The sequence below is a fragment of the Alteromonas pelagimontana genome, from assembly GCF_002499975.2.
GTDB classification, from domain to species: Bacteria; Pseudomonadota; Gammaproteobacteria; order Enterobacterales; family Alteromonadaceae; genus Alteromonas; species Alteromonas pelagimontana.
The window spans coordinates 2,874,183-2,887,877 of the sequence record NZ_CP052766.1 but is presented as its reverse complement, the minus strand read 5'-3'; the positions used below and the strand labels follow the sequence as shown (position 1 = coordinate 2,887,877).

Annotated in this window: 11 protein-coding genes and 1 tRNA gene; 8 read left to right on the top strand and 4 right to left on the bottom strand. The window is 44.4% G+C overall.

What is annotated here, in order from left to right; all coding sequences use genetic code 11:
• Window positions 1-282: 282 nt before the first annotated feature.
• Window positions 283-3,438 (bottom strand): TonB-dependent receptor domain-containing protein, encoded by a 3,156-nt coding sequence (locus tag CA267_RS12690; protein ID WP_075610398.1) that lies wholly within the window; start codon window positions 3,436-3,438, stop codon window positions 283-285.
• Between the two features lie 420 nt (window positions 3,439-3,858).
• Here CA267_RS12690 and CA267_RS12685 point away from each other — a divergent pair, with 420 nt between their 5' ends.
• From CA267_RS12685 to CA267_RS12665, 5 genes are all read left to right on the top strand, one after another.
• A complete protein-coding gene (locus CA267_RS12685) occupies window positions 3,859-4,725 on the top strand; it encodes a type 2 periplasmic-binding domain-containing protein (protein WP_232367545.1) in 867 nt (288 codons plus the stop codon).
• Window positions 4,709-5,671: a hypothetical protein gene (locus tag CA267_RS12680; RefSeq protein WP_075610396.1), complete on the top strand. Its 963-nt coding sequence runs from the start codon at window positions 4,709-4,711 to the stop codon at window positions 5,669-5,671. The genes CA267_RS12685 and CA267_RS12680 overlap by 17 nt, the downstream gene beginning before the upstream one ends.
• Before the next feature lie 112 nt (window positions 5,672-5,783).
• Window positions 5,784-6,407, top strand: a complete 624-nt coding sequence (gene udk / locus CA267_RS12675; RefSeq protein WP_075610395.1) for a uridine kinase — start codon at window positions 5,784-5,786, stop codon at window positions 6,405-6,407.
• A 12-nt stretch (window positions 6,408-6,419) separates the two neighbouring features.
• Window positions 6,420-7,631: a NupC/NupG family nucleoside CNT transporter gene (locus CA267_RS12670; protein WP_075610394.1), complete on the top strand. Its 1,212-nt coding sequence runs from the start codon at window positions 6,420-6,422 to the stop codon at window positions 7,629-7,631.
• Between the two features lie 146 nt (window positions 7,632-7,777).
• Window positions 7,778-8,617: an isopenicillin N synthase family dioxygenase gene (locus CA267_RS12665; RefSeq protein ID WP_075610393.1), complete on the top strand. Its 840-nt coding sequence runs from the start codon at window positions 7,778-7,780 to the stop codon at window positions 8,615-8,617.
• A 102-nt stretch (window positions 8,618-8,719) separates the two neighbouring features.
• Here CA267_RS12665 and CA267_RS12660 read toward each other — a convergent pair whose 3' ends face one another.
• Entirely contained in the window at window positions 8,720-9,877 is a 1,158-nt protein-coding gene (locus tag CA267_RS12660) for a tetratricopeptide repeat protein (RefSeq protein WP_075610392.1), read from the bottom strand.
• Window positions 9,878-10,109: 232 nt separating this feature from the next.
• Between CA267_RS12660 and CA267_RS12655 the strand changes: the two genes are divergently transcribed.
• From CA267_RS12655 to CA267_RS12645, 3 genes are all read left to right on the top strand, one after another.
• Window positions 10,110-10,934 carry a ParA family protein gene (locus CA267_RS12655; RefSeq protein WP_075610391.1) on the top strand — a complete coding sequence of 275 codons (825 nt, stop codon included), beginning with the start codon at window positions 10,110-10,112 and terminating at the stop codon, window positions 10,932-10,934.
• Between the two features lie 238 nt (window positions 10,935-11,172).
• Window positions 11,173-11,829 carry a glutaredoxin 2 gene (gene grxB / locus CA267_RS12650; protein ID WP_075610390.1) on the top strand — a complete coding sequence of 219 codons (657 nt, stop codon included), beginning with the start codon at window positions 11,173-11,175 and terminating at the stop codon, window positions 11,827-11,829.
• A 258-nt stretch (window positions 11,830-12,087) separates the two neighbouring features.
• Window positions 12,088-12,504: an MAPEG family protein gene (locus tag CA267_RS12645; protein WP_075610389.1), complete on the top strand. Its 417-nt coding sequence runs from the start codon at window positions 12,088-12,090 to the stop codon at window positions 12,502-12,504.
• A 57-nt stretch (window positions 12,505-12,561) separates the two neighbouring features.
• Here CA267_RS12645 and CA267_RS12640 read toward each other — a convergent pair whose 3' ends face one another.
• A complete protein-coding gene (locus CA267_RS12640) occupies window positions 12,562-13,299 on the bottom strand; it encodes a hypothetical protein (protein WP_075610388.1) in 738 nt (245 codons plus the stop codon).
• Window positions 13,300-13,579: 280 nt separating this feature from the next.
• Window positions 13,580-13,666 (bottom strand) — tRNA-Leu (locus CA267_RS12635).
• Window positions 13,667-13,695: the final 29 nt, after the last annotated feature.

Here is a 13,695-nt window from a genome sequence, read left to right as displayed (position 1 = left end):
CAATCCGCCTCACCAATATTATTGTTTTTGAACTGGCGAAAAGATTACTGCTTCATTATGAATTTGTTATTACATTGACGCATTCGCAGCGTAATTTAAAACCAAACTTTAGTTGTACAGTTACTGTACAACATCATCTTACTGAGTATTTTTCCTGCAATCCAGTATTGACTGCCTGGAAGAAGTGAAAATTGACCATTTGCTCTACTTTTCATTTCCCACGCACAAAAAAAGCCAACTATTGCTAGTTGGCTTTAGTAATTCTACTGTTACACCGTTACATTAAAACTCGTAACGGACACCGATCTTCAGATACCAAACAGAATCTTCAGTTTCAAAGTTATTATCAGTTTCAAAACCAGAATATGGGCGATATACAAGTGTGCCATCTTCTTGATAGTTACCATTAATTAACGTTTTGTAGCTGTTGCTGGCGCTTTCCTGCTGTCCCCAATCATCGTTCAACAGATTAAGGAAGTTTCTGATCGTGAAGTAAACAGTCCCCTTATGATCTTCAACGAAACCAGGAATTTCTTGCTGAATAGCAACATCCATGGTGGTTACCCAAGGAACATTATCAGACATTTTCGGCACATAGCCGCCTGCGTATCCTGTTAAACCTGCAGGGCCAACGTAGTCACTCATAAACTGCTCGTAAGTCAGGCCGTCGGCGTAAGCAACCGCAGCATCATCCGGACCACTAGGAATATAAGGGGCATAGTTTCCGTAGATGCCGTTTTCGTCGCCAATCGCATAAGCATTTTGAACCGCTGAAGGTAAGTTACCATTTGCGTCTCGATACGCTCCTCCCATCAACCAGCTAAATGGAAGACCTGAACGGCGTTCAAAGAAAACATTGAAGTTTGTCGCGTAACCGTCAATGAATTCTTGTTTATAGTTAAACGACAGTTTCAAGCTATGTTCAATTTCATAGTAGCCTGTACCCAATTGAGTAACGTTACGACTCACTATGTGGTCATACTTCCAGTTAGAAGCGCTCTGAGAGCTAGTGCCTGGCGTTCCTTCCTCAATATCTTGATAGGTGTAAGATACATTCATGCTCAAGCCATTATCCCAGGCTTTTGCTAAGCTGGTAGAAAAGATCTTGCTGTTTCCGTCTTCTTCAGCGTTGGTTAGCAGAATGTCATAAGTGTGATCTTCGTCGACTTGCTCCCAAATGACACGGCCATCGGAAGTTCTTTCTCCGGTATCCACGCGATTGAGATCACGCCACGCCAAATCATCCTGCTTATCCACATAAATGAATTCGCTCGTCCAAAGGAATCCATCACCTAAGGATGGGATATCGAAGGTGTAATCAAAACCGAGACTGGTTCTCCAATCCGACGGCATTTCAAAATCGGGATCTACCGCGTTGGTTTCACCATCTCCCGCGGTAAGCGCATCCTGGTACTCTTGCGGAACGCCGTTAAAAGAATCGAACGTAGCGCCTTGTACAGTATTTATACCCGCAACGGTAATACCGTCTTTACTGAAAGAGTTGGACATCCACACGTTTGGACGACCGCCAGCAAATCGGCCAATACCGCCTCGGACCACTAAATCATCCGTTGCATACCATTTAAAGCCTAAACGAGGCAGAATGATATCTAGCCCATCCATGTTTTCCTGATTGCTGAACCCGTAACGATTATAAAAGTTTTCATTATAATTAGGCGTATCGTCAGCAAAGGTTCTTTCATAGCGTAAACCTAAAGACAGCTCAACTGCATCGTTTACAAACCATTCATCCTGAATGTAAGCCGCATACGTTCCCATAGTGAAGTCCGCCGCACCATCATTGGCGTCATTTGTTACCGCATTTGTGTAATCAAACTCGTATGCTTCACCATTTACGAAATCTTCGAACGTACTGAAGTTCCAGGCTCCCAAAGAAGGGTTGACAAAAAGATTAAAGATATCCAGTTTGTCATATTTCACGCCGAAACTCAGGTTGTGATCGCCCAGAAGATAATCTGCATCAACACCCAATGTAGTTGTTTCGGTCTGCAACTCGTTCGCATGACGGTACTCATCTGGACCAAAAGAAATGCCGGTATTATCGTTATATGCATCCCAGCCGCTAATTGATATTGCACCAAAGTCTCTAGTTTCTACCCCACTCAGGGCTTCAACATCTTTATACGATGCATAGACTTCTGTAGAAAATGCCGAAGTCCAGTCTGAATAAAGTTGGAACGAATACGATTCCATATTTTGCTGATAATCATACCAACCAGTAGACGTCACTAATGTACCTTCACCAGAAGTCAGACTACGTAGCGAATTGCCTTCGACTTTTTGATAGGTCAGTGATGCACGGTGATCGTCATTAATATTCCAGTCGATTTTCCCTAACCATTTTTCATCTTGTTCTTCAGGAGACGCATCCCAGCCACCTATATCAATTCCGTATTTGCTCTGGGCAACATCACGTACTTGTTCGTATTGCTCTATCGTCAGGTTAGTTTCATTAGGGCGTCCACTACCAGCAGGCCCCCAATCGGCAACAATGGGGCTTTTATATTTTTCGTAGTTAGCAAAAAAGAATAACTTGTCTTTTATCAACGGACCACCGACGTTAAAACCGAAGGTATCGCTGTCAATTCCTTCAAGATCCGATTCGGTACCTGTAATAGGATTTTTTGCTTTACCTGTCCATGCGTCGTCGGTTCTTTCGTAAAACACGCCGCCATGGAACTCATTGGTACCTGACTTAGTTACCGCATTGACGCGCGCTCCACTAAAGCCACCGTATTCTGCATTATAGGGATTGGTTTCGATAGAGACCTGCTCAAGAGCATCTACAGATATTGGTGCGCGCTGAGTTGGGTAGCCATTAGAATTCAAGCCAAAGTCATCATTCATTCCAATACCATCAACGTTGATACTATTGTAACGCGGATTCTGGCCTGCGACTGACAGTGCATTATCATCGCCACCCAGTGTCGTTGCCAACGGGTTCTGTCGGATAACTTCTTTAATGTCACGATTGAACGTAGGAGAATTCACAATGTTTTCGGAATCAAAATAACTTTCACTTCCGGAATTTGATGTAAGCGCAGCAGTGCCCGTTACCGTAATTTTTTCAACATCGCCCTCGCCCAACTGTTCGTTCAATCTGAAGGTTTGCCCAAGCTGAAGAAAAATATTGCCTTTTTCCTCATCCTTAAACTTATCAGAGTCAATAGTCACCTGATAAGGGCCCCCCACGCGCAGACCTGAGGCATTAAAGGAACCAGTTTCGTTTGTAGTTACCTGCGTAACAGTACCTGAAGGCTGGTGAATAAGAGTAATTACTGTATTTGTAGCTGGTTGACCGTTTGGTCCAGTGATTACTCCTCGAATACCAGAAGTGGTATCTGCAGCGTACGCGGGTAATGATGACGCAAGTGCAACAGCCATTGCTATGCGGCTAAACTTAGTTTTAGTGAACATCTTATGTGTTTCCCTATTTTTTAAAAACTGGGTTATTGAATAAAGGAGCTCTCCCGAGGGCTCATTTAAACGCTACTTTCAGGCGCAGCAATTGTTAAGGAGATATGTTTCAACTTTATGACAGGAGTTGTTATTAATTTGACTTCAATACTATGATTGCAAAGAAGTTTCTTTTATTTTCCTGAACAATTAGTCTGAATTATTCCTCACCACTACTTCTGACTGACCTGACGTGGAGGCAGGGCGTATTCTTCGCAAAATCGCTTTCAATAAACAGCGTTTAATGCAATTCAAAATTCTTAATTAAAAAAACGTTTTAAGTCATAGAGTTAACACAGATGAGTAAAGTTACCTATTGCTTTAGGTAAGGTTAACTGGTGAAATTGGCTGTATAAGTAAGCTAATATCTTAATTTATCTGTTGTCTACGTTTCGAATTTATAGCCAATCAAAAAAGATTTTGCTGGCGCTCACTATTTTTGGTTGCGCGGTGGCAGGCTTTTATCAGAATTTTCTTTCTGTCCCTGTAATACCGCCTCAAACCGGTCAGATATTGAGCTGTCCGGAAGCTATTTCGACTAACCGTGAAACCTTTGATGTCTATGTCACTGAGTCTTCTATTGCGGAAATGGCTCTTCCGTTACTTTGTAAAGATCCCGTGGTCACGCGGCAGTTTGGGAATGTCAGGGTTACGATTGGACATAACGATTACGACACCTTCCGTTATATCAATCATGGCGTCAGCCATCTGGCGCTGGTGAAAAGTAATGTGGTCGATGCCTTCGATGCTGATCGAATTTATGGTTATGAGAATATCGCGTCACACGCAGACTATAGCGCCTATTTTATAGCCTTAAGAGAAAAGCCTGAACTGACGAAGGAATATCTGTTTGGCAAACGGATTGGCATTTTAGCGTATCCTAGCAGCCGTTCAGGACACATTGTCCCGAAGACAGTATTGAAATCTCTCGGGTTACAGGAAGATAACGTTGCCCTTCAATATTACAACTCTCACAAGGAGCTTCGGCGTGCGCTTTTGGCGGGGGAAGTGGATATTATTTCTTCCTATTGGGGCAAAGGTGACGATAATGTGCTTTCAAGAAATTATATTACTGCGATAGAAAATCCGGTTAGTGGCATGCGCTGGTATTTAAAAATGCAAACGCGCAACACCGACTTACGCTGCGAAATGCAAAAGTTGATTCAGGAGATCGCTGATAATCATCCCAAAAACTACTATCAGAACGTTGTAATTATTGATAGGTGTGAAAATGCAACAATTGAGTGAAATTTCGCCTCGCGAGTGGATTAAAGGCGCTCTCGTCGTCGTCGCGCTTTTTTTACTTTTACAGTTCGCCACCAGCGTAGGGCAAATTTCTTCTGCTTTATGGGTTAATCATCAAACCTTAGATGAAATTGAAAGTCGGGTCAGTTTGGACACGGCGTACCTGGATGTAGGCAATCAAACGCTGAACACGTTCGTAAACGAATCTGCAGTTCATCGATATATTAAAAGAATCAACAGCAAGCTTTCCAGCCTTTCACTTCCGGCGCGAATTCTTTCTATACAGGATGTGGCTCTAGCCGATGATGTTCCCTCAGGCTTTACTTCAAAGCATGAAATTCACCTAACCACCTCTGAGCAGTCAATTAAATTAGTACTTGCCGTTGAGCCTTGGTGGGCGGGGTTTTCGCTAAGTCCAGTTTCCATTCTTGGTGCTTTAATTATTGCGCCGCTACTGATTCGATTTCGTCTGAAAAAGAAAAAGCGACTTCTGGCCACAGCGGAGCCTGAACTGCCGCCTGTACCAAAACTTATTATTAATTTGGTGCATAAAACGCTGGGGAACGGCGTGAACACTAAAACAGCAACCATGCAGAACAAGCCATTCTGTTTTTACGTAGCACTAGTGCAATATGGCATTGAAAATCCAACTATTCCGCTATTACACAACAAAGATGCTCCCCCCGAACTTACTGCAATTGCCAATAAAATATTCTCCCGATTGATTGAGTTAGGTCATACGAAGCGTAAACGACCTGACTTCAACGCCAATCTGGACAAGACCCTTAGTGAGGTACGCGCGACTCTGGACGATGTATTTGAAGGTTACCCGGTGGAAAAAGAGCGTTACTACCCTCCCCGGGCGCAAGGTGAAGGCTCCCGCTCCAAACAACATTCGTTTGCGCTGACCAGTTTGACCGCAGAAGATGTAGAAATTATAGGCAGCTAATCGTCTATCTTAATGGCGAGAAAGCATCTTGGGCGATTTTAGCCTAACTTAAGATTGATTCATCAGAGTCAATTGCGTATCTTTGCAAGAGGAAAAATAGCCCTCAGAAGATATGCAGTCGCCATTAATTATTGCCATATCCGGAGCATCAGGCTCTGGAAAATCATCATTTACCGAAAATTTGTTCAGCGCATTTTGTGCCCAAGGGCGCCCTGTGCAGGTGTTGCGTGAAGATCATTATTATCGCGCGCAAGACCATCTACCAATGGAAGCCAGAGAAAAAAATAATTACGATCATCCCAACGCATTTGAACACGAACTCCTAAAGGCGCACCTACAGGCGCTACGCAACGGTGAGCCTATTGATTACCCTCATTATTGCTTTAAAACGCACACGCGGCTGCCAGAGACTGAACGTTTAAACCCTGCGCCGGTAATTATTCTTGAAGGCATTATGTTGCTCGCCCGTCCGGAACTGTTACCGCACTACGATGTGAAAATTTTTATTGATACGCCGTTAGACATTTGTCTTATGCGCCGTATGATACGTGATGTTAAAGAACGCGGAAGAACTCTAGAATCTGTTGCTAAGCAATATGAATCCACCGTAAAGCCGATGTATCACCAATTTATCGAACCCAGCCGCTTTACTGCTGACGTTGTTGTTACGCAAGGCGGTCATAATCAAATTGCTCTGGATGTTATTAAGTCGCACATTCAGCAAGCATTACAATAAGGGACTAGTTCTATGGTAAGTTTACTGGGCATTTTGCTTTTGCTCGGCATCGCATTTGCGTTGTCTTCCGCTAGAAGTGCAATAAACTGGCGTACCGTCGGCGGAGCGTTTGCTATTCAAGCGCTCATCGGCGCGTTTGTCCTCTACTTCGAACCGGGCATAAAATTATTGCTCAGTATGACTAAGTTCGTAGGCAATATTATCGATTACAGCCAGCAAGGGATTGATTTTGTTTTTGGTCCCTTAGGCAACAAATCAATGGGGTTTATTTTTGCGTTCAATGTTCTTCCCGTTATTATTTTCTTTTCCTCATTAATAGCAGTTCTTTACCATCTTGGTGTCATGAACTGGATTATTCGCCTAATTGGGGGATTCCTTCAAAAGGTGCTTAAAACCAGCCGGCCGGAATCTATGTCGGCCGCTGCGAATATTTTTGTCGGGCAGACCGAAGCACCGTTGGTCGTGCGTCCATTTATTCCACATATGACCCGTTCCGAACTTTTTGCCATTATGGTAGGCGGTCTGGCATCCATTGCCGGTTCAGTGATGGCGGGTTATGCCGGGTTAGGCGTAGAGCTAAAATATTTACTTGCCGCCAGTTTCATGGCTGCGCCAGGTGGTTTACTTATGGCGAAGATCATTTTGCCGGAAACCGAAACAGCTAAAGACGAACTCAAAGAGCTGGATGCTGAAGACAGCAGCTATGCTAATGTTTTTGATGCCGCAGCGAGTGGTGCTGCTTCTGGCTTACAGCTTGCTTTAAATGTTGGCGCCATGTTGTTAGCATTTGTGGCTTTAATCGCCATGCTCAATGGTATCATCGGTTGGGCTGGCGGCTTAGCGGGATATGAAAATGTAACCTTTCAAGGCATTCTGGGTTACCTTCTTCAGCCCTTGGCTTGGGCCATTGGCGTGCCCTGGAGTGAAGCGCAGTTAGCTGGCAGCTTTATCGGCCAGAAAATCGTGGTAAATGAATTTGTTGCCTACCTGGATTTTCTCAAGCATATGCCTGAACTGTCGCCTCTGTCTCAGGCCATTGTTACCTTCTCTTTGTGCGGCTTTGCTAATTTTTCCTCCATCGCTATTCTTATGGGAGGCATCGGCGCTATGGCACCTACCCGGCGTAAAGAAATAGCCACATTGGGTTTAAAGGCTGTGTTTGCTGCTACGCTGTCAAATCTTTTAAGCGCCGCGCTTGCAGGCTTTTATTTGTCTTTGGGGTGAGGGAGACAATATAAAAGTGGACTATCCGGTCAAGCTTATATAAATTAACGCCCAAAATAGCGGTTATTGATTCTTCAATAACCGTTTCGTTTTAAGGCCCAGCTACGCGTCAGAACGCTGTGGTGAACAAGATACAGGATACCTTTATGCAACTAGTCGCTGTCGATTATCAAGCTGAAAATGCTGAGCAGGAATTTGTAGAGTCACTTCGCGAGACAGGCTTTGGCGTACTTAAAAATCATCCTATTCAACAGTCGATGGTAACAGGCATTTATGAAGCCTGGCAGACATTTTTTAATAGTCAGGAAAAGCATAAATATTTGTATAATAAAGGCTCCCAGGACGGCTTCTTTCCACAAAGTGTATCTGAAGTGGCTAAAGGTTTTACCAAAAAAGATATTAAAGAGTATTATCATTTTTATCCGTGGGGCCAGTGTCCAGTCGAGCTGCGGCCGCAGTTAGCAGCTTATTATCAAAAAGCCAGTGAATTGGCGATGGAATTACTGGCGTGGGTGGAAAAGCATTCCCCTGCCGAGGTAAGCGTGAAATACAGTCAGCCCCTTTCCAGTATGATTAAAGACAGTGATCAAACACTACTACGCGTTTTGCACTACCCTCCTTTGAAGGGTGATGAAGAGCCTGATGCGATCCGTGCCGCCGCCCATGAGGACATAAATCTTCTCACCATACTGCCAGCATCCAACGAGCCTGGCCTCCAAGTGAAGGCAAAAGATGGGAGCTGGCTGGATGTTCCCTGCGACTTTGGTAACTTGATTGTTAATATCGGCGATATGTTACAAGAGGCGTCGGGTGGTTATTTTCCTTCAACCACGCACAGGGTTGTAAATCCGCAAAACGCTGACATGACCAGATCACGTATTTCTCTCCCGTTATTTTTACACCCCCGCCCAGATGTGGTGTTATCAGAGCGGCACACGGCGAAATCTTATTTGCAGGAGCGGTTGAGAGAACTTGGAGTTATATAGCGGCAAACATGCTTAGCCAAAGAGTATGGCGGATTAGGATAAGGTAAGGCGCGGGTAAATGATTAACGCGCCTCTTTCGGTTTCCCGGTCCCGTTAGCTTTTTTATCTGGCAGATTGAAGTGCTGACAGTTTCCCGCGATAGCGGTTTTCATCCTGCAAATTAGGCGCATACCTGGCAGCCAGTTCCAGATATTTTTTTGCTAGCGTGACATCCCCAAGTTCGTAATAAGTTTTTCCTAAGCCAAATAACACCTCATGCTGACTTCTGTTTAGCTGCATGGCTCTGCGATAGTGAGTCAAGGCTTGTTCATATTTTTCCTCCTCCAGCGCCTGCTCACCTAAAATATAATGATAAAAAGGATTACTCTCGCGCTTTTTCTCTACACTGGCAGTGATGGCTTCAGCTTCGTCTATTTGCCCGGTGTGCCTGTATAGAATCGCAAGATTTTCCCACGCCGTAAGATTATCGGCCTCCAGCGCAAGCGCTTGGCGGTAGCTTTTTTCAGCCGCATCGGGAGCATCATTCATTCGGTAGAGCACACCAAGATTTACCCATACCTGACCGAAGTCCGGCTGCAACAGAGCCGCTTGGCGAAAATAGGCGTAGGCTTTTGTGTAGCTGTGATCCAGCAGTGCGTCGGCACCTTTGTTGTTGTAAAACATTGCGACTACCTCGCGCTTGCTGATAGCCTGGCGAGGAAAATGGCTCCGTAATGCCTGAGGATCAAAATCAACATCCACATAGTTATCCGCAGAGATTATATTAACGGCAGGATCGTTAGCGGAAATTCTCATGTTTATGTGCCCGTTAAGCAAATTATAGCCTTCCCTTCGCGTCCAATATTCAGGAATTTCCACCTGATAAAACTGGGCATCCAGCCCCGCATACTCAGCCATGGCATAAGTCATAATGGATAACGACAAGCAGTTTGCTGCTTGCTCTTCAAACGTCTTCCAGGCTACCGAATTGGCATTGCCTCTGTAGAGCAAGCCTTTTTCGGAGTGGTCAAAAATCTGCTTGACCAACGTCCGCATGTTTTCTCTGTCTCCGTCTTTGGGTTTTATTACACTGTTAACAAACTGCTGCGCATTTTCGTCTAAATAAAAAATATCAGCTTCAGACTCCACGGCGAATATCGTGTAACTGGGAAACAATGAATCTTGCAGAACGGGATGAGCGACGACAGCAGGTTGTTGGGAGGATGCACAAGCAGCTAGCTGCAATAGCAGTATACTGAGAAAAACCAAACGGACAGCCATACAATAGCCTCGGCAATAATAAGCCCTTGCCTAACTATAGCACAATTTACATTTTATTCACATTCATTCCCACTTAGGGGGTATTTCGTGAAGCAGACGATATAGCGTCAGGCAAACAACATCACTGTTACCAATCGATGAAATTTCTCTATATCCCTTTACATTTCTTGCTGGTTCTGTGCATATTTTATACTGCAAATTATCGATAGCATTCCACCAGCTAAGGACAACTATGAAACGTGTTGTTTTCAATCAAAAAGGGGGCGTGGGAAAATCGACAATTAGCGCAAATCTGGCAGCTCAAAGCGCAAAACAGGGTTACAGAACTCTTCTGGTCGATTTAGACGCGCAAGGCAACAGCACTCATTACGTGGGCGTAGATATTGTTGAAGATACGCTTACGGTAGCCGATATGTTCAAGCAGATCGTGGGTTGGTTTTCCAAACCCATGCCACCGGAGGCTTTCGTTCAACCCACGGCTATAGAAAATCTCTCTGTGCTCCCGGCGCACCCCAGTCTGGCTGATATTGAACGAGAACTGGAATCACGCTACAAAATGTTTAAACTGAAAGAGACGCTGGGCGCAATGGAAGGACGTTTTGATCGGGTTTACATTGATACGCCTCCCAATTTTAATTTTTATTCCAAGGCTGCTTTAATAGCGGCAGATTCTTTTATCATTCCCTTTGATTGCGACGGCTTTTCAGTGCAGGCAATAGAGCGTTTATTGGAAAATGTGATGGAACTTAAAACCGATCACAATCCCGAACTCGCGCTGGAAGGTATTGTCATTAATCAGTTTAATCCGCAGGCAAACTTACCCTTCCAACTTATTGCTGAATTAGAGGCGAAAAGCCTGCCCGTGTTTACCAACCGTCTTAGCGCTACAGTAAAAGTGAAAGAATCTCACTCTCACCGTCTGCCACTGCCTTATTACGCGCCAAGTCATAAAATCAGCAAGCAGTTTGCCGCACTTTTAAATGAAATAGAAAAATTGCCGCAGCACAATTCTGAGGCTACAGATACCGCTTCTGAAATTACCGCCAGCTGGCAATGAGGAACGCTAGTAGTCGTTGAAGCGAAAGTTAAGCGATAATCGATTACGTTACTTTCTATCCCATAGCCCATGTTGAGCGGAACTTCGGTTTTGGGCGTACCAAGGGTTGACATCACTGCCAAAATGGCTTTAAAGGCTGTCTTCGCCCCAACGGCAGTGTTATATCAGTCTACGATGATAAATCGTCAACAGGGATTGATATTAATTGGAAAATCTAACAGAGAATAAGGAGAGCGTAATGCTTACACTTTATCAATATCTTCATTGCCCTTACTGCGTACGTGCCGACATGGTGGCCAATTATATGGATGTAGAACACAAAAAGGTTTATCTGCTAAATGATGATGAGGAAACCTGCTTCCGCTTGATAGACGCCAAAATGGTTCCAATTCTTGAATTCGACGATGGTTCAGCAATGGGCGAAAGCCTGGATATCGCGAAGAAATTTGAGGAGCTTGGGGCTGCCGGAAAGAAGATGTTGCCGGCTAACGAGTATGAAAGATATACGTCAGCGTTAGATGCTGTGTACGATGATATAAGCGCACTACTTTATCCTCGCAATATCATGATTGAGCAGCCCGAATTTAATACGCAAAGTGCTAAGGATTATTTCCAGAAGAAAAAGGAAAAATCGTTAGGTATGAGCTTTGAAGACGCGATGAACAACACAGACAAGCATCGGAAGGCGGTCGAAGAAGCCTTGGGGTCCATGCCGGTGCCACCGCTGCCAAGACAGCAAATGAATCAACTAGGCTGGAACGATGTGCATTTGTTTCCCACGCTTCGAAACCTGACAATGGTAAAAGATTTAGCGATTCCCTCAGAGCTTGAACAATACATTGGGAATGTGGCCTCTCTTACCAAGGTAAAACTGTATACCGATGTAGCGGTTTAATATTTGCCGCATTTTCGCCGGCGCTAAAGCATCTAACGGCGTAGTAACCTGACCTGAATTTTAGGATAACAACTGCTGAGTAAATGTGAGTAGTTAGGCGCCATAGCGGGTAAGCATTACCGAAGCCAGGCGCATGGATTGCGTTATAAAAGCGGCTGCTTCTGCCCGATACTGCCTTCATGATTAAAGTTTAATGAAAGCTGATCTTTCCTGGATTTAATCACGAAATGATTAGGACTATAATTTGAGGAAAGCTCTATGTTTCTGACCTACAACTTATCTATCTGGGGCCTGTGGCTGATATTACTTACGGTATTTGCTCAGGGTTTTGTTGCAGCTCTTGCACATCGTAAGCAGGCAAACCCGGTGCCAGGGAAAATGGATGAAAGTCTAGGCCACGAATCTTTTATTTTCAGAAGTTATCGTACCCAGCAAAATTCGCTGGAAAATCTTGCGGTGTTCGTTATTCCAGCACTATTGGCAATGTTTATCGGCGTAGCGCCTGATACACTGGCAATAGTCGTATGGGTCTATGCTATTGCACGCTTATTTCACATGGCCCTTTATTATGCTATTGCAACCAATAAGAACCCAAGCGCCCGCAGCTATTTTTACCTTATCGGCTGGTTAGCCAATCTGGCATTGTTTGTTATTGTGGCGCTGCAGTTACTTTAAACGCAGAAGCCTCACCCTACTGCTTGCGGTGAGGCACTATTAGCAAGATTCTATCTTTTATAGTTGTTCTATCAGCGTAAGTGAAGAGGCCTTTTCTGCAGTTTTTGGTTCGATATTAAACACGATAAAAAGCAGGAATGTGCTGTACATCCCACCGAAAAGTACAATCAAGGCAGTTAAGTCGACAGAAAATACAACAGCGATAGGTACCAGTTGCGCAATGGGTACAAATGCCGCGAAGGTGCGTAAGTTTGTAATCAATGCCCACCAGATATTTTCGCCTTGTCCTTTTGATATATCAAGACCATGGCAAAACAGTGCCAAAACAAAGGGCATCACTTGTGCTACGCAGATTAACGCGGCAGCAATAACAGCCGCTAATAGTGTGGTACTGTATAAAGGCTCAGCTTGCGAGGCTTGGATAGCACTTTGCGCTGCAACGGTATTTTCGTTTAAAAGGCTAACAATGAACTCAGCAACCATAAAGCCCAACCAACTCAAGCTAGCGACAGCAACGATCGCAGGCAAGTAAATGCGCTGCTGGAATTGCAGCTCTTGTATTAAGGTTTCCAACGAACCGGTACGGTAGTGAGTCGTTACCAAACAGACCATCAGCGCAACCAAAGCAGCGAATCCGGCCATTTTCACTGGAAACATGGCAAAGGGAATAGTGGTTACCAGGAAACAGGACATCAACGCAAAAGCCATAATTACTGGCCGCTTTACCACGAAAGCAAACATATTCTTGTAGGCGTTGATATAGTCCTGCTTTTCAAGCTTTGTATTAATGTGCATGGGACTACCTCATTGGAAGAGCTGCACACTATATAGTCAACACACAAAAAATGAAGCGCTTAGCGCCCAGCTTCGGTATGCAAATTATTTGCACGGTATTTCATTTAATACTAAAGGGGAAAAAATGGTACTACAACACCGACAGCAACCTTCTTTACAAGCACTGCTTCGTGCGCAGGCGAACGACGAAAATCTGCGATTTTCGGCTGAATTAGCCCGCCAAGTTTATCAAGCTTAAAATATATGGAATAAATGCAGACTGGATTCAGCCTTATAAGAATGGTGCCCAGGGGCGGACTTGAACCGCCACGCCCTTGCGAGCACTAGCACCTGAAGCTAGCGTGTCTACCAATTTCACCACCTGGGCATTACAACGCAAAAAAATTCAGCTTAAAG

Excerpts from the sequence above, each read along its gene's own strand:
- udk (WP_075610395.1), top strand. The coding sequence starts at position 5,784 with ATGCAGTCGCCATTAATTATTGCCATATCCGGAGCATCAGGCTCTGGA.
- CA267_RS12660 (WP_075610392.1), bottom strand. The coding sequence starts at position 9,877 with ATGGCTGTCCGTTTGGTTTTTCTCAGTATACTGCTATTGCAGCTAGCT.
- CA267_RS12690 (WP_075610398.1), bottom strand. The coding sequence starts at position 3,438 with ATGTTCACTAAAACTAAGTTTAGCCGCATAGCAATGGCTGTTGCACTT.
- CA267_RS12680 (WP_075610396.1), top strand. The coding sequence starts at position 4,709 with ATGCAACAATTGAGTGAAATTTCGCCTCGCGAGTGGATTAAAGGCGCT.
- CA267_RS12670 (WP_075610394.1), top strand. The coding sequence starts at position 6,420 with ATGGTAAGTTTACTGGGCATTTTGCTTTTGCTCGGCATCGCATTTGCG.
- grxB (WP_075610390.1), top strand. The coding sequence starts at position 11,173 with ATGCTTACACTTTATCAATATCTTCATTGCCCTTACTGCGTACGTGCC.
- CA267_RS12640 (WP_075610388.1), bottom strand. The coding sequence starts at position 13,299 with ATGCACATTAATACAAAGCTTGAAAAGCAGGACTATATCAACGCCTAC.
- CA267_RS12665 (WP_075610393.1), top strand. The coding sequence starts at position 7,778 with ATGCAACTAGTCGCTGTCGATTATCAAGCTGAAAATGCTGAGCAGGAA.
- CA267_RS12655 (WP_075610391.1), top strand. The coding sequence starts at position 10,110 with ATGAAACGTGTTGTTTTCAATCAAAAAGGGGGCGTGGGAAAATCGACA.
- CA267_RS12645 (WP_075610389.1), top strand. The coding sequence starts at position 12,088 with ATGTTTCTGACCTACAACTTATCTATCTGGGGCCTGTGGCTGATATTA.